At 60.3% G+C, this 18348-nt stretch carries 18 protein-coding genes; 5 read left to right on the top strand and 13 right to left on the bottom strand.

Annotated features, from left to right (window positions below; all coding sequences use genetic code 11):
- Positions 1 to 39: 39 nt before the first annotated feature.
- Both HEP89_RS04880 and pheS read right to left on the bottom strand, forming a co-directional pair.
- Positions 40 to 693: a hypothetical protein gene (locus tag HEP89_RS04880; RefSeq protein ID WP_022999681.1), complete on the bottom strand. Its 654-nt coding sequence runs from the start codon at positions 691 to 693 to the stop codon at positions 40 to 42.
- 24 nt (positions 694 to 717) lie between these two features.
- The gene (gene pheS, locus HEP89_RS04875) at positions 718 to 1800 is read right to left on the bottom strand and encodes a phenylalanine--tRNA ligase subunit alpha (RefSeq protein WP_168686433.1); all 1083 of its coding nucleotides are present in this window, start codon (positions 1798 to 1800) and stop codon (positions 718 to 720) included.
- 473 nt (positions 1801 to 2273) lie between these two features.
- Between pheS and HEP89_RS04870 the strand changes: the two genes are divergently transcribed.
- A complete protein-coding gene (locus HEP89_RS04870) occupies positions 2274 to 3227 on the top strand; it encodes a YihY/virulence factor BrkB family protein (RefSeq protein WP_055657403.1) in 954 nt (317 codons plus the stop codon).
- A gap of 24 nt (positions 3228 to 3251) precedes the next feature.
- Here the strand turns inward: HEP89_RS04870 and HEP89_RS04865 are convergent, their stop codons facing one another.
- The gene (locus HEP89_RS04865; RefSeq protein ID WP_022999684.1) at positions 3252 to 4169 is read right to left on the bottom strand and encodes a LysR substrate-binding domain-containing protein; all 918 of its coding nucleotides are present in this window, start codon (positions 4167 to 4169) and stop codon (positions 3252 to 3254) included.
- A 133-nt stretch (positions 4170 to 4302) separates the two neighbouring features.
- Between HEP89_RS04865 and HEP89_RS04860 the strand changes: the two genes are divergently transcribed.
- Positions 4303 to 4440, top strand: a complete 138-nt coding sequence (locus HEP89_RS04860) for a hypothetical protein (protein ID WP_167579506.1) — start codon at positions 4303 to 4305, stop codon at positions 4438 to 4440.
- Between the two features lie 208 nt (positions 4441 to 4648).
- Here HEP89_RS04860 and HEP89_RS04855 read toward each other — a convergent pair whose 3' ends face one another.
- A complete protein-coding gene (locus HEP89_RS04855; protein WP_031268883.1) occupies positions 4649 to 5053 on the bottom strand; it encodes a tautomerase family protein in 405 nt (134 codons plus the stop codon).
- Between the two features lie 102 nt (positions 5054 to 5155).
- Between HEP89_RS04855 and HEP89_RS04850 the strand changes: the two genes are divergently transcribed.
- Positions 5156 to 5995 carry a LysR family transcriptional regulator gene (locus tag HEP89_RS04850; protein ID WP_168691452.1) on the top strand — a complete coding sequence of 280 codons (840 nt, stop codon included), beginning with the start codon at positions 5156 to 5158 and terminating at the stop codon, positions 5993 to 5995.
- 42 nt (positions 5996 to 6037) lie between these two features.
- Here the strand turns inward: HEP89_RS04850 and HEP89_RS29810 are convergent, their stop codons facing one another.
- Positions 6038 to 6622, bottom strand: a complete 585-nt coding sequence (locus HEP89_RS29810; protein WP_075284413.1) for an alkylphosphonate utilization protein — start codon at positions 6620 to 6622, stop codon at positions 6038 to 6040.
- A gap of 43 nt (positions 6623 to 6665) precedes the next feature.
- Positions 6666 to 8471 (bottom strand): translation elongation factor 4, encoded by a 1806-nt coding sequence (lepA, locus tag HEP89_RS04840; RefSeq protein ID WP_022999689.1) that lies wholly within the window; start codon positions 8469 to 8471, stop codon positions 6666 to 6668.
- A 236-nt stretch (positions 8472 to 8707) separates the two neighbouring features.
- On the opposite strand from lepA, the gene HEP89_RS04835 reads away from it, so the two are divergent.
- Positions 8708 to 9226, top strand: a complete 519-nt coding sequence (locus HEP89_RS04835; RefSeq protein WP_228148068.1) for a GNAT family N-acetyltransferase — start codon at positions 8708 to 8710, stop codon at positions 9224 to 9226.
- Positions 9227 to 9243: 17 nt separating this feature from the next.
- Here HEP89_RS04835 and mepA read toward each other — a convergent pair whose 3' ends face one another.
- From mepA to HEP89_RS04820, 3 genes are all read right to left on the bottom strand, one after another.
- Complete coding sequence (mepA, locus tag HEP89_RS04830) at positions 9244 to 10275, bottom strand: penicillin-insensitive murein endopeptidase (RefSeq protein ID WP_022999691.1); 1032 nt, start codon at positions 10273 to 10275, stop codon at positions 9244 to 9246.
- Between the two features lie 126 nt (positions 10276 to 10401).
- Complete coding sequence (locus tag HEP89_RS04825) at positions 10402 to 11487, bottom strand: patatin-like phospholipase family protein (protein WP_022999692.1); 1086 nt, start codon at positions 11485 to 11487, stop codon at positions 10402 to 10404.
- Between the two features lie 239 nt (positions 11488 to 11726).
- A complete protein-coding gene (locus HEP89_RS04820) occupies positions 11727 to 12530 on the bottom strand; it encodes an alpha/beta hydrolase (RefSeq protein ID WP_062491963.1) in 804 nt (267 codons plus the stop codon).
- Between the two features lie 219 nt (positions 12531 to 12749).
- Here HEP89_RS04820 and HEP89_RS04815 point away from each other — a divergent pair, with 219 nt between their 5' ends.
- Positions 12750 to 13793 carry a M20/M25/M40 family metallo-hydrolase gene (locus HEP89_RS04815; RefSeq protein WP_062490583.1) on the top strand — a complete coding sequence of 348 codons (1044 nt, stop codon included), beginning with the start codon at positions 12750 to 12752 and terminating at the stop codon, positions 13791 to 13793.
- Positions 13794 to 13936: 143 nt separating this feature from the next.
- Here HEP89_RS04815 and HEP89_RS04810 read toward each other — a convergent pair whose 3' ends face one another.
- The 4 genes from HEP89_RS04810 to HEP89_RS04795 are packed head-to-tail and all read right to left on the bottom strand — an operon-like array spanning position 13937 to position 18265.
- Positions 13937 to 14608: a hypothetical protein gene (locus HEP89_RS04810; RefSeq protein WP_077290898.1), complete on the bottom strand. Its 672-nt coding sequence runs from the start codon at positions 14606 to 14608 to the stop codon at positions 13937 to 13939.
- A gap of 44 nt (positions 14609 to 14652) precedes the next feature.
- Positions 14653 to 15333, bottom strand: coding sequence for a dienelactone hydrolase family protein (locus HEP89_RS04805; protein ID WP_168691451.1), 681 nt, complete (start codon positions 15331 to 15333; stop codon positions 14653 to 14655).
- A gap of 16 nt (positions 15334 to 15349) precedes the next feature.
- Positions 15350 to 16615 (bottom strand): TCR/Tet family MFS transporter, encoded by a 1266-nt coding sequence (locus HEP89_RS04800; protein WP_077290897.1) that lies wholly within the window; start codon positions 16613 to 16615, stop codon positions 15350 to 15352.
- Between the two features lie 48 nt (positions 16616 to 16663).
- On the bottom strand, positions 16664 to 18265 hold the full coding sequence (locus HEP89_RS04795) for a B12-binding domain-containing radical SAM protein (protein ID WP_055657417.1): 1602 nt from the start codon (positions 18263 to 18265) through the stop codon (positions 16664 to 16666).
- Between the last annotated feature and the right edge of the window lie 83 nt (positions 18266 to 18348).

Here is an 18348-nt window from a genome sequence, read left to right as displayed (position 1 = left end):
TGGTGCGGTCTCAGGACCGCGAAACGGGACGTGGAGGCCTCAGTTGCCGAGCCGGTCCACTTCGGGAATGATGGTCGCTGCGCCGTAGTTTTCGGCAAAGCGGCGGCCGATGTCGGAAAAGTCGCGGGTCCAGCCGCGCACGATCTCCGGCGTGATCTGCTGTTTGGTGGCAATCGCCTGGGCAGCTTCCGTCTCGATCCGGTCCCGCAGGATGCCGAGTTCGACCTGGGCCGCATATTCGGCCCGGTACTTGCCGAGCCAGCCCATGGCGACAATCAACACCATCACCAGAAGGGCCGCGGTGCTGGTCAAGCCGGCCCACTTGGCGGTACCGCCGATCCGCCGGTCGCTGGCGATCAGAACGATCGAAGCAATGGTCAGGAACGCCACGATATAGATTGCCTGCAGGAAGCTCTGGTACTTTTCGGCCGAGCTTGCCTCGTGGCCGGCACGCAGACGCGTGATCCGGTCACGGAGATAAAGCAACGCGTCGGCTTCGGTGCCCAGCTTCTCCCGGAAGTAGGTATCGCAGAACCGCAGCCGGCCCCGGTTCTCGATCTTGTCCGCGCAGGCCTCGAGGAACGAGGTCGGCGTCGCGACGCGTGTTTCCTGGTCGCTGGTCTGCGCGGCTGCCGGCAACAGGGCGGCAACGGTCAGCATGGCGGCAAGAACGATGCGGATCAGCAATGACATGATGGCGCCCCCAAATTCAGGCGGTTAACTGGACAGACCGCCGAACAGTGTCGGCAGGTCGAGTGGGCGGAAGCCGTAATGCTGGATCCAGCGGACGTCGGCGTCGAAGAAGGCGCGCAGGTCCGGCATGCCGTATTTCAGCATCGCGATGCGGTCGATCCCCATGCCCCAGGCAAAACCCTGGTAGACATCCGGGTCGAGGCCGCAGTTGCGGATGACGTTCGGATGAACCATGCCGCAGCCGAGAATTTCCAGCCAGTCTTCGCCCTGGCCGATCTTCACTTCGCCGCCGGACCGGTCACACTGGATGTCGACTTCCATGGACGGTTCGGTGAACGGGAAGAAGCTCGGGCGGAAGCGCATCTTGATGTCGTCGACTTCGAAGAAGGCCTTGCAGAATTCCCGCAGCACCCATTTCAGATGACCGAAATGGCTGTCCTTGTCGATCACGAGGCCTTCCACCTGGTGGAACATCGGCGTGTGGGTCTGGTCACTGTCGCAGCGATAAGTCCGGCCCGGAATGATGACGCGGATCGGTGGTTCCTGATTGCGCATGGTGCGGATCTGCACCGGCGAGGTGTGCGTGCGCAGCAGCAGCCGTTCGCCGTCTTCTTTCGGATTGAAGAAGAACGTGTCGTGCATCTCGCGCGCCGGGTGGCCTTCTGGAAAGTTCAGCGCGGTGAAGTTCAGCTCGTCGGTCTCGATGTCCGGGCCTTCCGCAATGGAAAAGCCCATGTCGGCGAAGATCGCCGTCAGTTCGTCGATGACCTGGCTGACCGGGTGAATACGGCCGGTCTCCGCCGGTGTTGCGCGCAGCGGAAGGGTGATATCCACCTTCTCGCTGGCCAGCCGTGCTTCCAGGGCCGCTTCCGCCAGCACATCCTTGCGGGCGGCGATGGCGTCGGTGACCTTCGCCTTGAGGCCGTTGAGGGCAGGGCCCATCACCTGGCGCTCTTCAGGCGTCATCTTGCCGAGCGTTTTCATCTGCTCGGAAATTGAGCCCTTCTTGCCAAGGGCGGCAACGCGGATGTCTTCCAGGGCGGCTTCGGTCCCGGCGCCTTCGATGGCGGCCAGAAGATCGGATTCAAGTGTGTCGAGGTTGGACATGCGTACTCGGTCGTCGGTTCGCGCGGTGCGCGCGGAGGTGTCGAAACAGAAAGTCGGGGTCTTTTAGCGAATAATGGCGGTGATTGCCACGGCCTCATGCGCATTATTGCGTGAGTTCCCGAAGAGAAGAAAAGCGCCGGAATTAAAGCGCGTTAGCGCGTAAATCGACCGCAGGCGGGGCCCTGCAGCTCGATGAGGCGCACGTCGATCCCGGAAAGAGGCTGAGAGCCACTGCAAAGGCCGGAACGGCGGATATGTGCGGTAAGGTCGCTCATGGGGCGTCAATGTAGCGAAAGGCGAGGCGTTGGCAAGCGGAAAAGGAGAGGCAGCCACGCGCCTCAATCCGGCCAACGCGTAGTGGCGAGCCCCAGGCACCGGAACTCAATCCCCACCCGGGCGTTTACCTTTGAACTCCCTGCTGTTTGCCAACGTCCGTGGACAGAAGGGCGTGGGCAGGCAACTGAGGGGGTAACATGGCACGTGGAAGAGATGCGGGCAGTCCGGAAAAGATCCCGCCAATGGGCTGGCTGGATATCAGCTACCGGGTGTGGAACGCGGTCCAGCGCGACCACATCGACCTGATCGCCGCCGGCGTTGCCTTCTACGGTCTTCTTGCGATCTTCCCGACCATAACTGCGTTCACGGCGCTGTCAGGGCTTGTGGTTGAACCTGTCGAGGTCAGCCGTCAGCTTGAAATGATCGAGAACTTTCTGCCGAAGGAGGCGTCGCAAATCATTCTGGCGCAGGCCGCAGATGTAGCGGGCAGCGAGAATGCGGGGCTCGGCTTCGCCTTCGTTATCGGTCTGGGCATCGCGCTCTATTCCACCTCCAAGGGCATGGCCAGCCTCATGGAAGGACTTAATATCGCCTATGACGAGGTTGAGAAGCGGGGGTTCATTGCGCTGAAAGCCCGAACCTTCGTGATGACGATCCTGCTTGTTTTCGCTTTGGTCTTGGGGTTGGTGTCCGCCCTTCTGCTGCCGGTTGTCTTCAGTTATCTCGCCTTGCCGGACTGGTTGGAGAAGGTCCTGTCATCGGCCCGCTGGATCATCCTGGGATTTCTGACCGTCACCGGTCTTTCCTTCGTTTACAGGTTCGGGCCGTCTCGAACCGATGCCAAATGGAAATGGATCACGCCCGGGGCAGTCATCGCCTGCCTCTTGTGGCTTGCCGCATCCTACGGATTTTCGGTCTATGTGGCGAACTTTGCCAGCTACAACAAAACGTTCGGCAGCCTTGCCGGCGTCATCATCCTGCTGATGTGGCTCTGGATTTCGGCGTATATCATCTTGCTCGGGGCCGAGTTGAATGGCGAGATGGAAGCGCAGACCCGCCGCGACAGCACCGTCGGTCCGGACCGGCCAATGGGCACACGCGGTGCCGTGAAGGCCGACATACTGGGCAAATCCATTGCAAGTGCTGAGTAGAGGTGCGCGATGAGCGAAAAACGCTCACGCCTCCACCATATCGGCTCCTTTCGGTCTGCCGATGGAGCCTTGCAACTCCTCCCGCAGCCAGTCGCCGAAAGCCTTCTTGGCCTTTGTCTGAGGGGCGTTTTTACCGCTGACCAGCCAGTAGGCGCTGCCCGTGGCGGGGCGCTCGGGGAAGGGGGCAATCACCTGGCCGGACTTCACTGCATAAACCGCAAGCGTTTCCCAGGCCAGAAACACCCCGTGGCCGGCAATTGCCGCATCCAGGCACAGCGAACCGTCTGAAAAGGTCGGTCCGTCCTGCAGGATGCTCTCATCGAGGCCGAAGAGATCAAGCCAGGTTTTCCAGGTAAACATTTGTCCGGGGTCACGGATGATCGGCAGCTTGCCGATGTCCTTCGGCTCCTTGATCTGTCTGGCCAACGCCGGGCTGCAGACGGGAAACACCCGCTGGTGCAGCAACTGCTCTGCCTTGACGCCCGGATAGGGTCCCTTGCCGACACGGATACACAAATCGACATCGCTCATGTCCGGATCGACCAGGTCCACCGTCGCTTCCACCCGAACCCGGATCCCCGGATGCATCTTGTTGAAGTTCTTGAGATGCCAAACCAGCCATTTTCCGGCGAAGACCGGGGCAACCGAAATCGTCAGCGCATCTTCCCGTCCGCGCTGGGTGGTGGCGATCGCGGTCGAAAGCGAGGACATGGCGCTGGTCAGATGTGGCTGCATTGCAAGCACATGTGCGGTTGGCAACAGCAAACGGTTCTGCCGCTCGAACAGTTGCACGCCAAGCTGGGCCTCGGTCTTGTGAACCTGCTGGCTGACGGCGCCGACGGTTACGCCGAGTTCGTCCGCGGCCGCCTTGACAGAGCCCAACCGGGCGACGGCTTCCACGGCGCGAAGACCGGAGAGGTGAATGCGATTGAGGTTTTTCATTTTAGAAAAGCTAAACTGAAAATCAGAATAAGTCGATTTTTTTAGCGAGTAGTGGCGTCTATATAAGGAGCATAGCTAAATTCAAAGAAGGAATTTGGCCATGCAAACAACAATAATAAGGAGAATGAAACTCATGATGAAACTGTTTATGCGCCGACACCTGACGGCTCGTCCGGCTTCCGCATATGACCGCACCGACCCGATGTCCCATCCGGCAATCGTGCGCATGTCCCAGCGTGAACTGGCCGACCTTCCGCTCAACCGGCGCTAAGGCTGAAGACCGGCTGAAAGGCCGGTCCCCAAACCTTCCGATCGACCCTCTGCAAGGACAGGCCGGTTGGACAAGACTTCCAAACCAGAAAACGGCGCCTGGGCGGCAAGCCCGGCGCCGTTTCTGTCTTTGGGAGGCAATCCCGCATTTTAGTGCGTTCGCTATTTTGCCTGGTGATCAGGTCGACCGGCTTCCTGTCCGGTTCGGATCAAACGGCGACCGGTTGCCTGTCGGCATATTGCGCGACGCCATGGCCGAACGACCAGTTCTCAAGCCTTGTCTCGACCAGGTTGATGAAGATGTCTTCGGAACGGATGCCGACTTCGCGGGCCAGGCCCTTTGCGATCCGGGCAAACAGCGCTTTCTTCTGGTCGACGCTGCGCGTATCGCTGACGGTCAGCTGGATGATGATCAGGTCGTCCGACCGGTCGATATTCATGAAGTGGCGGCCGAACAGGAAATCTTCGCGTGGATGTTCGGTGATCATCATGAACTTGTCGTCCTGCGGCACGCCGAAGGTCTCGCGCATTGCCTGATAGATCTCGTCCAGGATTGCTGATTTCTGCGCAGCTGTCCTGGAGCCTTTCAGCAGGGAAACATTGGTAAGCGGCATCTTGTCCTCCGTCATTCGGTGATGCTGCCAACCTTATTGCGGCACCAAAGATAACAGAAACAAATCTTTGATATTTCAAAAATCATAAATTAGAATGATTGCATGACCGATCTCGACATGGATCTCTTGCGCGCTTTTGTTCGAGTTGCCGAAACAGGCAGCTTTACCCGGGCAGGACAGATGACGGGGGCAAGCCAGTCTGCTGTCAGCGTCAAGATCAAGAAACTGGAAGACCGTCTCGGCAACACCTTGCTCAGCCGATCGCCCCGGTCCGTCCGGTTGACGAGCTTCGGTGCTCGTTTTTTAAGTGACGCCCTCAGTCTGATCGACCTGCATGACAGGGTGACGGCCCGCGTTTCAGGTCCTTCCGTTCAAAAGCGGCTTCGGTGCGGTATCAGCGATCACGCCGCGGGAGGCCGCCTCCCGGAGATTATCGCCTCCCTCAGCAAGGCCTTGCCGGAACATCGTCTCCATGTTGCGGTCGGTTATTCCGATACGCTGTACAATGACTTCAAGGCAGGTCTGTTCAGCGCGATCATGGTGCGCTCCGAGGACGTCGAGGGCACGGGTCATGTGGCGTTCGAGGAAAATCTCGTCTGGACTGCCGCCAGGGATTTCACCTGGGAAACCGGTACCCCGTTCCCCTTGGTGGCGCTTTCGGAAACCTGCGCCCTCCGCCGCTTGGCAACTGGCACGCTCAAGGATGCAGGGATCGCTTTTGAAGACGCCTTCACCGGCACCGGTGTCGGTGCCATACAGGGGGCCGTCAGCGCAGGGCTCGGCATTGCCTGTCTCGACCGGCGAAATATTCCGGAGGGATGCCGCGAAGTCGGGGAACTCTATCGGCTGCCCGAATTGCCGAAAACAAGGATGACGCTCTTCTGCCGGGAAGACCCGACAATTGTTTCGGCTATCCTTCAGGTCTTCCGGGATGCGGCGTAAGCGCTCTCCCGGGGCGTGTTGATCAGCTCAGAAACGAGCTGATCAGGCCTTCTTCACGAACTCTGTCAGGATGACGATCCGCTGATCGTTCACGCGGCCTTCGATCTGGGTGGCATTGTCCGCAACAAGGGAGATGTTGCGCACTGCAGTGCCGCGCTTGGCGGTGAAGTTGGCGCCCTTGACCTTGAGATCCTTGATCAAGGTCACCGTGTCGCCAGCGGCAAGAATGGCGCCGTGCGTATCCTTGTGGATCACGCCGTCGTCACCTTCGCCCGCGCTGCCGCCAAGGCCGGCCTTGGCCCAGGCAAGCGTTTCGTCGTCCAGATACAGCATGTCCAGAAGATCGCGAGCCCAGCTTTCGTCCCGCATTCTTGAAAGCATGCGGTAGGCGACAACCTGAACCGGGGGAACCTGGCTCCAGGCGGCTTCGTTGAGACAGAGCCAATGCTTCGGGTCGATATCGGCGGCACCTGAAATCTGGTCGGCACATGTGGCGCAGGCCAGAACCGCCATTTCGGCCGTGCCATCCGTATCGGGGCCGACATCCAGCGGCCGCAGAGCTTCGGTAGCGCCGCAGAACTCGCAAGCGTTGCCGGCGCGGTCGGAAAGGGTCTGTTCAATACTCATGGCAAGGCCTTGCTGGGATTGGCGCGGTGCGCCAATCGGTTTCTCACTCGTCCATCTTCAGGGCCTGGATAAAGGCTTCCTGCGGGATCTCGACCTTGCCGAACTGACGCATCTTCTTCTTGCCGGCCTTCTGCTTCTCAAGCAGCTTGCGCTTACGGGTGGCGTCGCCGCCGTAACACTTGGCAGTCACGTCCTTGCGCAGGGCGGAGATGGTCTCGCGGGCGATCACGCGGCCGCCGATGGCTGCCTGGATCGGGATCTTGAACATGTGCCGCGGGATCAGCTCTTTCAGCTTTTCGCACATGGCGCGGCCACGGCGTTCCGCCTGGCTGCGGTGCACGAGCACGGAAAGCGCATCCACCGGCTCTTCGTTGACCAGGATCGACATCCTGACCAGATCGCCGGCCCGGTAGTCCGAAATCTGATAGTCGAACGACGCGTAGCCCTTGGAGATCGACTTCAGGCGATCGTAGAAGTCGAACACGACTTCGTTGAGCGGCAGGTCGTAGGTTACCATCGCGCGGGAGCCGACATAGGACAGGTCGATCTGAAGACCGCGCCGTTCCTGGCACAGTTTCAGGATACCGCCCAGATATTCGTCCGGCGTCATGATGGTTGCGCGGATCCAGGGCTCGCGGATTTCGGAAATCTTCACCACATCCGGCATGTCAGCCGGGTTGTGAAGTTCGACTTCCGCACCGTCCGTCAGGGACATCTGGTAGACCACCGACGGCGCCGTCGCGATCAGGTCGAGGTCGAATTCGCGGTAGAGACGTTCCTGGATGATTTCCAGGTGCAGCAGACCGAGGAAGCCGCAGCGGAAGCCGAAGCCAAGAGCTGCGGATGTTTCCATTTCAAACGAGAACGAGGCATCGTTGAGGCGCAGCTTGCCCATCGCAGCGCGCAGATCCTCGAAGTCGTTCGCGTCGACCGGGAAGAGACCGCAGAACACGACCGGCTGAGCCGGCTTGAAGCCCGGAAGGGCTTCCGTGCAGGGTTTCTTTTCCAGGGTGATGGTATCACCGACACGGGTGTCGGCCACTTCCTTGATGGACCCGGTGATGACGCCGATCTCGCCGGCCTTCAGCTCGTCCACTTGCAGGAATTTCGGGGTCATGACGCCGACGCGGTCGACATCATAGGCAGCGCCCGTACCCATCATCTTGATCTTCTGGCCCCGCTTCAGGGAGCCGTCGATGACACGGACGAGCACCATCACGCCGAGATAGGTGTCGTACCAGCTGTCGACCAGCATCGCCTTCAGTGTCGCTTCGGGGTCACCTTCCGGAGGCGGCAGCTTGGAAACGATCGCTTCCAGCACGTCGTCGACACCAAGACCGGTCTTGGCGGAGATCATGCAGGCTTCGGATGCATCGATGCCGATCACGTCCTCGATCTGTTCCTTGATGCGGTCCGGTTCGGCCGCAGGCAGGTCGATCTTGTTGAGGACGGTCACGATCTCATGATCGTTGTCGATGGCCTGATAGACGTTGGCGAGCGTCTGGGCTTCCACACCCTGAGAGGCGTCGACCACCAGCAGCGAGCCTTCACAGGCCGCCAGCGAGCGGGACACTTCATAGGCAAAGTCCACGTGGCCCGGCGTGTCGATCAGGTTCAGCGTATATTGTTCGCCGTCCTTGGCATTGTAGATTAGTCGCACTGTTTGCGCCTTGATCGTGATGCCGCGCTCGCGTTCGATGTCCATCGAATCGAGCACCTGCTCGGTCATTTCGCGGTCGGTCAGCGTGCCGGTCATCTGGATCAGGCGGTCGGCCAGCGTCGACTTGCCGTGATCGATATGAGCCACGATGGAAAAGTTGCGGATGTTGGAAAGCTTCTTCGTCGTCATGGCCGCCCCTTTACCATTGCAATTCGATTTCGCCTAGTAGATTGAAGCCTTCGGGCGTTGAATTCCGGTGCTTTTTTGCACCCTCGGGCGAATGCCGGGTTTCGCCGCTCCGGCAGGGATATGGCGCCTCCGGCAAATGACGTAGCCCGCAGGTGACATTTGTCGTGGCAAATCAACCTCAAAGTGTGATCTAGATTGCAGCGGCACTGATGTGTCGAGCAGCCTGACAAGAGAGCATGATGTTGATCCGTAATGCAGAACCGAAGGATGTCCCGTCGATCCTGGCGCTTTATAACCAGGCTGTGCGCGAGACGACGGCTGCCTGGACAAATCGTGAGGAAACGCTGGACGACAGGCTGACCTGGTACGAAGGCCGGGTAAAGCAGGGGCTGCCGGTTCTGGTGGCCGTGGACGATGCAGATACTGTTCTCGGGTTCGCCAGCTTCGGGCCGTTCCGGCCTCGCGAAGGGTACCGTCTGACGGCGGAACATTCCGTCTATGTCGACCCGGCGGCACAGCGGCGCGGCATTGGGAAGGCGCTTCTGGAGCGGTTGGTCGACATTGCCACCGACATGAAATTACATGTGCTGGTCGGCGTCATCGACGGGGACAATTCTGCCTCCATCGCCCTTCACGAGAAACTTGGTTTTCATGTTGCCGGCCGTCTGCCGGAAGCCGGCACCAAGTTCGGCCGCTGGCTGGATCTGGTCTTCGTTGCCAGGGTTCTGGGGCCGATGCAATCGCCGAACGCCTAGGCGTCACCCAGCCGGTCTCAATTGGCCGTCAGCACCGACCGGCAGTCATTCGGCAGGGCTGCCAGAGCCATGGGCCGTTTCTTGACCACCTTCGGAGGTTCTCCAGGCTTGGGGGGATTTTTGGGAACCCAGGGTTCGTCGGACAGCCAATAGGCAAGGTCCGCGCCACAGCCATCGCCCGGGGGCGGCGGGTTCTGGTTCTTGCAGCCGGCACTGCCTGCAGGGCAGGAAAGGCGTACGTGGAAGTGATAGTGGTGCCCCCACCACGGCCGTACCTTGCGCAACCAGGCGCGGTTGCCGCCCTTCTCGAAATCGCACAGAGCTTTCTTGATCGTCGGGCTGACGAAGATGCGTGCAACACGCTGGTCCGATGCGGCGCGCCGGATCAGCCGAGCATGGTCATCCGACCATTTCCTGGGGTCGACACGCCGGTCTGCACCCTTGACGTCCATCGGACCGATCAGCATCGAAATAGCGGAGATGTCTTCGCGTTCCTGGGCGGTCAGGCGCCGGTTCGGCATTTCCGTCAGCCAGATATCGGCATCGAGGCCAATCTGGTGGCTGGCATGGCCGGATGTCATCGGCCCGCCGCGCGGCTGCGCGATATCGCCGACAAGCAAACCGTTCCAGCCGACCTTGGGGGCATCGCTCGCCAGATCCTTGAGATAATCGATCAGGACAGGGTGGCCCCAATTGCGATTGCGCGACAGGCGCATTGCCTGCCAGGTCGGGCCGTCCGTCGGCAGTTCCGCTCCGCCTGCGAGGCAACCCTTGGCGTAGGATCCGATCGAGCGGGCTTTCAGTTGAGCGGGGCCGGTGGCGGCGCCGAAATAGTCTCGTGCCGGCTGGTCCCCATAAAGCACCAGCTTGGGCTTGTTCGCGACATAGCCTTCCGGCACATCACGCTTCTTTACCGGGACAGGCACACCTGCAACCAGTTCGACGGTCGGCGAATAGTCCTCGGAGACAGGATCGGCCGGTTTGGCTGTCGGCACCGGCGCGGCTGACGCAACGAGACAGGATACCTGGAACGCGGCTGCAAATGCCATGAAGCCGGACACCGAGGGTGCCCAGCGATTTCGCTTGCCTGTTTTCCCCGTTCTCACGTCGAAACCTCGTGCGCCAGTCTGGGTGTTCCGCCGTCGTTGCTCCCGCCGCGACGATCACCTCACTCGTCAGGCAGCATGCACTAAATCGGGTGCTTCCGCATCCGATTCGCTATTATCCACATGCGCCGCGATCATGTCGGCGAACGCGTCGAGGAAAACAGTGTTGTCGCGGATCACCCTGTCTGCAGCACCATTCAGCGTGATGATGTTGCCGGGACGGGCATTGTCGATGTCTTCGGCTTCCGGTGGAAGATCGGCGTCGAGCCTGTGATAGGTCACGTTCGGCAGTTCTGCAAAGAGCTGCCGTGCCTGATCGGAGGTCGTCTGGCTTTGCGCGTCGGCCAGGATCGACATCAGCGGCGCGCCCTTGGAGGGCTGCAGCCAGCCGAGGGCACCCCAGCCAACGGCGTCCTTGTAAAGGAACGACCGTGCCGGTGCCCTGCCGGTGCCAAGCGACAGGATGACGATCTCGTCGTCGCCCCAGCCAAGATTGCGGGCTTCCAGATACGCTGCCACTGTCGGGTCTTTCATGAAGACCGTTCCATCGATCAGGGCTTCCTCGCGCCGGCGACTGAGATTTTCAACGCGTGCCGGTTCGAAATACGAGGGGGTGGCGGTGGTCGCACGCACAGCCTGCCAGAAGTAGTAGTCATCCGGCCGGCCGCTGCTTGCTTCAAGGCCGTTTGTCAGGAACACAGGCTTGCGCTGTTCCAGATCGTAGGCGGTCAGGACAAGATGGGTCAGGCCACTGGCCATGGAGGTCCAGCCGAAGCGTTCCTTCAGCAGCTTTTCAAGCGGCCGCGGATCGTAGGTTTCATCGAACAGGCCAAGCGAACTGGTGACGGTTCTGGCCAGTCGTGCCGAGATTGATGATTTGAAGATTTCCCGCGCGTCGCGTTCGAAGAAGCTGCGCAGCTCATCAATGGTCGCGGCAGGTGCGCCAGCGGTGCCGCCTGGGCGCGGGGCGGATAGGCCTGCAGCAATGAGGCCGCCGGTAGAAGAACCGGCCATCAGATCGAAAACCTGGTGCAGCGGCTCGCTAACGCCGCGCTGGCTCAATCGGCTTTCAAGTGTCTCAAGCAGCCGAAGCGGAATGAGGCCACGAATGCCGCCGCCGTCAATGGAAAGAATAAAACGTTTTTTCTGGGTCATGGGATTCCCCGGGATCGTCGCAATGGAAGGCGCTACATCTCTCCGAGAAGACGGGAGACGCTTTTTGCTTACCTTTAGAATGTTGTCATCAATTGCGACACTGCAATGGCAAAGCGAAAAACAGGTGGACGATTTTTCGAAATTGGCGAGCAAGAAGTTAAACCGACTTCGCTAATCTGCGAAGACCGACCGCAGTTTTCCTTTTCTTGCGACGGCAAGCAGCCTGCCCGGGTGCCGGATCACGAAATATTCACCAGGAAACTGGAAATGGTTTCAACCAGCAGGTCCGGGCATTCCCTGTGAGGCGTGTGCCCTCTTCCTTCCAGGATGACCTTTTGTCCGCCGGTGCTATTGGCGATGTGTTCCGGGTGGCGGATTGATCCGTATTCGTCCATTGCGCCGTGGATCGCAAGGGTGCTGCAGCGGACACCGGCAAGCGCATCGTCAAGGGACCAATGGGCGAAGGCGGGCGAAAGCCATGATTCCGTCCAGGCATCCAGCACCCAGCGCGCCTTGTCGCCGTGATAGAGCGCAAGTCTGTCGAACGCGCCTGGATCGGCAAATGCGGTGCGGGCTTCGCGGACACCTTCCAGGGTGCGGTCCTCGATAAGCGCTTGAGCGGCAATCGTGACCAGGGCCGTGACCTTCTCGGGATGCTGTGCGGCCGTATGCACCGCCATGCCACCACCGACGCTATGCCCACAGACAACAAATCGCGTGAGGTCCAGCTGCTCGCACAGCGCGGGCACAACCGTTCTGCCTTCATCCGCAATGAAGCTTGCGGGCAGGATGTCTTCGCGCACCGACGACTGGCCGAAGCCGGGCCTGTCATAGGCAATCACGACCCGTCCGCTGGCCACGGCAAGGCGCTCGGGAAAATCGCGCCAGAGGGCGATACAGCCAAGAGAATCGTGAAACAGAAGCACCGGCACCTTGCCGGGCAAACGAACTTCAGGTGTCCAGCAGCGAACGTGAACGGTGTAGTTGCCGACCGTGACGGCGCGCGTTTCGACATGGACGGTGCCGGACAAGAGAGTGGTCAAAGAAGAAAACCTTTCCATTCGCATTGAAGGGCTGTGCCGGAAAACGGCGGAACGGTCTGTCAGGATTCGCATGGGGGATGCGGTTTCCTGCCGAGGCTTATCGCAGGCCATGCACCTGCAACAAGCCTCTCTTTTCGAACTAATCTGTCTTGGCTCTTTATCCCGCGCGGTCTTTCGGACTAGGATCGTGCCGATTTTCCAACCTTCACAGGAAGTTCCATGAATATCGATCTGCTTCGCCGACTTTGCGAAACGCCGGGTGTACCGGGTCACGAACACCGGGTCCGCGACCTGATTCAGGCGGAAATCAAGGGCTTGTTCGACGAGGTTACCGTCGATCCGATGGGTTCGCTGCTTTGCCGCCGCGACAGCCGCAAGGCTTCCAAGAAGGGAACCCCGAAGAAGGTCATGCTTCTGTGCCACATGGATGAGATCGGCTTCCTGGTGTCACATGTCACGGACAAGGGCTTCGTTCACGTGCAGCCGGTTGGTGGCTTCGATGCCCGTAACCTGTTCTCCCGCCGCGTGCTGGTGTCTACCGATGAAGGCGACTTCAAGGGGGTGATGAACCCGGGCGGCAAGCCGATCCACATCTCTTCTCCGGAAGAGCGCAAGAAGGTGCCGGAGCCCAAGGAATTCGTCATCGACATGGGCCTTGGCGAAAAGACCAAGGAGATCGTCAAGGTCGGCGACATGGTGACCATGGACGAGCCGCTGATCGAGGTCGGCGACAAGGTCGTCTCCAAGGCGCTCGACAACCGCATCGCCTGCTGGCTCGGCATCGAGGCGATCAGGGGTCTGGGCAAGGCCAAGCATGATTGCGAAATTCACGTCGCCTTCACCTGCCAGGAAGAAGTCGGCCTGCGCGGCGCGCGCACCGCGTCCTTCGCCATTGCGCCGGATATCGGGCTTGGCATCGATACCACGCTTGCCTGCGACACGCCGGGCGTTCCCGAGCAGGACCGCACCACGGTGCAGGGCGAAGGCTTCGGTCTGCACGTCAAGGATTCCAGCTTCATCGCGGACCGCGATCTGGTGAAGGAAATCGAAGCCATTGCGGTCAAGGAAAAGATCCCGTTCCAGCGCACCATGCTGGCGGCTGGTGGCCAGGACGGCGCGGCTGCCCAGCAGGCGGCTGCCGGTGCCAAGGCAATCGGCATCGTCGTCGGCACCCGCTACATCCACACGGTCACTGAAATGATCGACAAGGGTGACCTTCAGGCGGCTCTGGACATCATCGTCGCCTACCTGAAAAAGGCGTAAGGCATGGAAAAGGGGAGCTCGGCTCCCCTTTTTAAGTCAGGTGTCAGATCTGGCTTTTTCCAACGTGCGTCATTGCCGGACTTGATCCGGCAGTCCGGTCCAGCCCACGTCCCAACCGGAGCGTACGCGGAAGGGCTGCCTGCTCAGGCTACCAGGCCGAGGAGGTTCGAAACCTGGTCGCCGGTGCCTGCATAAAGCTCGCTGACGGCAGCGCTCTGGTAGCTGAAGGAGCCGTTGTCGAAGTTGCCTTCGATGGAAGAGGCGTTTGCGGAGCGGACGGACAGCCCGGTTTCGCTGTCGTAGGACACCCGCTCGAAGGATACGAACTGCGCTGAAACGGTTTCACCACCGATTTCAGCTTCAATAGTGGTCGTTGAAATCGTCGCGCTTTCATAGGCGACATTCGCCGAAGCGCCGCTTTCCTCTTCACCAAGAGCCACCTTCAGTTTGCCGGCGGTCTTCTGATAGTCCTCGACGGTCGCCAGCGCGCCGTCCTTTTCCTTGTCGTCGTCCTTGCCTTTGCCTTTTTCGACCGCATCCTGAAGGGCGGCGATCACGACCGCGTCTTCCTCGGCCTGTTTGCTGGCTGCTTCCAGAGCATTGACGGCGGGGGACTTGTCGTGGCCATTCCGCTGGCCGATCTCGTGGCCGTAGGCGTTGCCCTTGGGATCGTTCTTCGGGCCTTCAGCGCCGCCATTCGAAAAGGAAGCCGTAAAAAGGCTCGCGCTTTGCGTAGTGGTTTCGATGGAAATCTGCATGGCTTCGGATCCCGGCTTGTCCGGCCCTTTCTGGTCCGGCACAGTTGCAGAAAGCATCCTGCAAAACCGTTAACAGGCTATTAACCAATGCAAGACCGTCTTCAGACCGGCATTGCCGGGCCAAATGCCTTTTCCAGAAACCGCCCGCCCAGCACCATGCCGCGCTCGTCGATCGAATGGCCGAGGCCGGCCAAAAGGTGCAGGCTTGAGGAAACCCCGGCATCGTCAAGCGCCTTTTGTGCTGCCTGGGCATGATAGCTGGCAACGACATCGTCTTCCTCGCCATGAACAATCAGCACCGGGCTTTGCGTGTTGACCGGACCCAGCTGGCCGGCTCCCGGCAACAGTCCGGAAAAACCGATCAGGGCCGCTGGCGGAGACGGGCGGCGCAGGCCGCATTGAAAGGTCATCATGGCTCCCTGGCTGAAGCCGACCAATGCCAACGCGCTGCCGTCCAGCGAATGGCAGGCCAGTTCGTCGTCCAGAAACCGGTCGAGCACCGGTTGGGCGGCCTGCGCGCCGAGGCGGTATTCATTGGGATCGCGCTCTTCGAGCGCAAACCATTGCCGTCCGCCGAGCGCTTCGAAGGGAAGGTGTTCAGGAGCGTTCGGCGCAACGAAAGCCGCATCGGGAAGCTGTCCCTGCCAGGCGCGCCCGAGGTCGATCAGGTCAAGGCCATCCGCGCCGTAGCCATGCAGGATCACAACCAGCTGACGAGCGGGTTTGCCGGAGGCCGGTGCAAGACGTGGACCGTCGAGAAGGGGAGGAAAGGTGCCTGTCACTTTTGGGGAAACCTGATTATTCGGCTGGTGTCTTCCGGTCTGCCGCCTCGGAAGGTGACGGCAGTCTTTCCTGAAGACGCATGAAGGGAAGGGCGATCAGCATGGCGGCGAGGATCAGCACGCCTGCCAGGGCAAACGGCGCGCCGGGAAAAGAAATCGCCGCATCAGGACCTGAAAACGTGGCAAAGACCTGGGTCATCACCAGCGGGCTCACCACCATGGAAAGGCCGGCGGCACTGGCAATCAGGCCCTGCAATTCGCCTTGCGCATTGTCCGGGACACGGACCGACATCAGACCGGTGAAGGCAGGCGTTGCCATCGCACCAAGCGCCGCGAACGAGATCAGCAGATAGGCCATCCAGCCGGTATCGGCGACGGCGAGACCGGCAAAGGCCACGAGATTGGCGGCCAGCCCGATGAAGAGTGTCCGGCCGGGCCCGAGCTTTGGTTCCAGGACACGGATCAGGTATCCCTGAACGAAGGCAAACCCGACACCGACGGCCGCAAGTGACAGACCGATGTCTCCGGGGCTCCAGGCGAAGACCTCCTCCGCATAGTAGCTCCAGACGGACGGGTAGACGTAATGGGCGATGTCGAACAGGAAGATGGCCAGAAGCAGCGTGCGCACCGCCGGATAGGCGGCGATCTGCTTGAAGGCCCCGAATGGATTGGCCCGTTTCCAGTCAAAATCTCTTCTGTTTTCGTCCTTCAGCGTTTCCGGCAGCATGAAATAGCCGAAGAGGAAATTGACGAAGGAAAGGCCTGCGGCGGCATAAAAGGGCGCACGCGGTCCGTATTCGCCGAGGTAACCGCCGATCATCGGCCCGAGTACGAAGCCGACACCAAATCCGGCCCCGACAAGGCCGAAGTTCTTGGCCCTGTCTTCCTTGGACGACACGTCGGCAATGAAGGCTGATGCGGCCGAGAAGGTTGCTCCGGCAACACCTGACAGGGTTCTGCCGATGAACAGCACGGCCAGATGCCAGGAGAAGGCCATGATCAGGTAGTCGACAGCCATGGCGAACATGGACACCAGCAGCACCGGACGGCGGCCAAAGCGGTCGGACAGATTGCCGAGCGTCGGACCGAAGGCGAACTGCATCAAGGCGTAGACGACGCTCAGTGCACCGCCCCAGCGGGCGGCTTCGCTCACAGGCAGCGAGGTGAGTTCGGTCAGGAGCGAGGGCATGACCGGCATCATCAGGCCGATGCCCATGGAATTGAGAACCAGCGTGACCAGGATGAACCCCAGCGCGCTGCGTTTGGAGATACCGGACCGCAACTCTTTTCCCGCCAATCCCGTCAGCTGAAGGAGGGTGACCTTATCCGATTACTCGGCGGCCACCAGCGCCGGCTGTTCCCAGTTGCCCTTTTCGATATCGGCAATCTGCTTGTCGATCTGGGCAACCACGAACCGGGAGAACGGCCCCAGATGCACATAGAGCGCAAGCATCATCATGACCGGCTTGATCGCCCTGAAATTGGTGAAGGCGGTCTTGATCAGGGTTTTCCAGAAGGGCCCGCGATAGGTGGTTTCCTTGAAGGTCATTGCCAGGATAAGACGGCCGAACAGCTTGATATCGTGGAAGAACCCGGCGCCAAAGATCGAGCCGTTAGCGCCGCTCATGTCGAGCATGGAAGCCACCTTCTGAACGCGGCCGAAGTAGGCTTCCGGACCATAGACCCGGTCGATGACCTGCTTGAAGTCTTCCAGGATCTGCGCGCGCGGGCGCACTGTGGTGAAGTTGAGCCCGGCGGTGCACTGATCGCCATGTTCCGTATCCGGATCATCGGTGGCGAAATCCGCATGCAGACGGCCTTCCTTGGCGAGCCGGCGCGTCAGCTGGGTGTTCGGCAGGGCATAGAGCAGACCGGTCATCGCGACAGGGATTGCGGCCTCCTCGATCAGTGCCGAGATCTCGTCCGCCACCTTGTCGCTTTCCTCGTCGAAGCCGACAATGAAGCCGGCCAGCACGAAGATGCCGGCATCGTAAATCTTGTGCACGCTCTTGGCGATGTCGCGGCGTGTGTTCTGTTTCTTGCGTGTCGCGACCAGAACGTCCGGGTCCGGGCTTTCGATGCCGATGAAGACCGAGAAATATCCGGCCTGCTGCATCATCTTCAACAAGGCTTCGTCATCCGCCAGGTTGAGGGAAGCCTCGGTCGACATTTCGAACGGGTAGCTGCGTTCCTTCTGCCATTTCGCCAGTTCGGGCAGGAAGCCCTTCACGGCCTTCTTGTTGCCGATGAGGTTGTCATCGACGAAGTCGACGTGACCCCGGTAGCCAAGTTCGTACAGCCGGTCGAGTTCGGCCAGCATCTGGTCGTTGGTCTTGGTGCGCGGCACCCGGCCATACAGCTCGATGATGTCGCAGAATTCGCAGGTAAACGGGCAGCCGCGCGAATATTGCACGCCGATCTGGACATAATCGTCGAATCTCAGAAGGTCAAAGCGCGGTACGGGGCTGGAGGAAACGTCTGCCTTGAATTTCTCGGCCGAGAAACGGCCGTTGCGGACACCTTCCTTCCAGGCGTCGACAAAGGTGGTGAGAATGCCTTCGGCTTCCCCAAGGACCAGGAAGTCGGCCGCTTCATAAACTTCCGGAGAAGAGGTTGCGTCCGGACCGCCGACCACGACGGGAACATTCTTTTCCTGCGAACGGCGGATGACGGCGAGGCAATCGGCCTGCTGGGGCAGCATGCCGCCGGTCATCACCATGTCGGCCCAGGCGAGATCGTCGTTCGTCAGGGCGCCGGTGTTGCGGTCGATCAGCCGGACATTCCAGTTTTCCGGCAGCATTGCCGCAACTGTGATCAGGCCGAGAGGAGGAGCGGGATATTTGGCGCCGACCATTTCGCAGGTCGCACCATAGTTCCAGAATGACCCGGCATTGAAGCGCGGATACACCAGCAGAACATTGCATTCCGACATTAACGGTCCCTCCAAACGGACACTCGTTCCCAACGGCGACACCGTAACAACTTTACGCCCCGGCACAACCGCTTTGAATGTCC

The organism is Labrenzia sp. 5N, assembly GCF_012395805.1.
GTDB classification, from domain to species: domain Bacteria; phylum Pseudomonadota; class Alphaproteobacteria; order Rhizobiales; family Stappiaceae; genus Roseibium; species Roseibium algicola.
The sequence above is the reverse complement of the archived record's forward strand: the minus strand, read 5'-3'. Positions and strand labels throughout refer to the sequence as shown.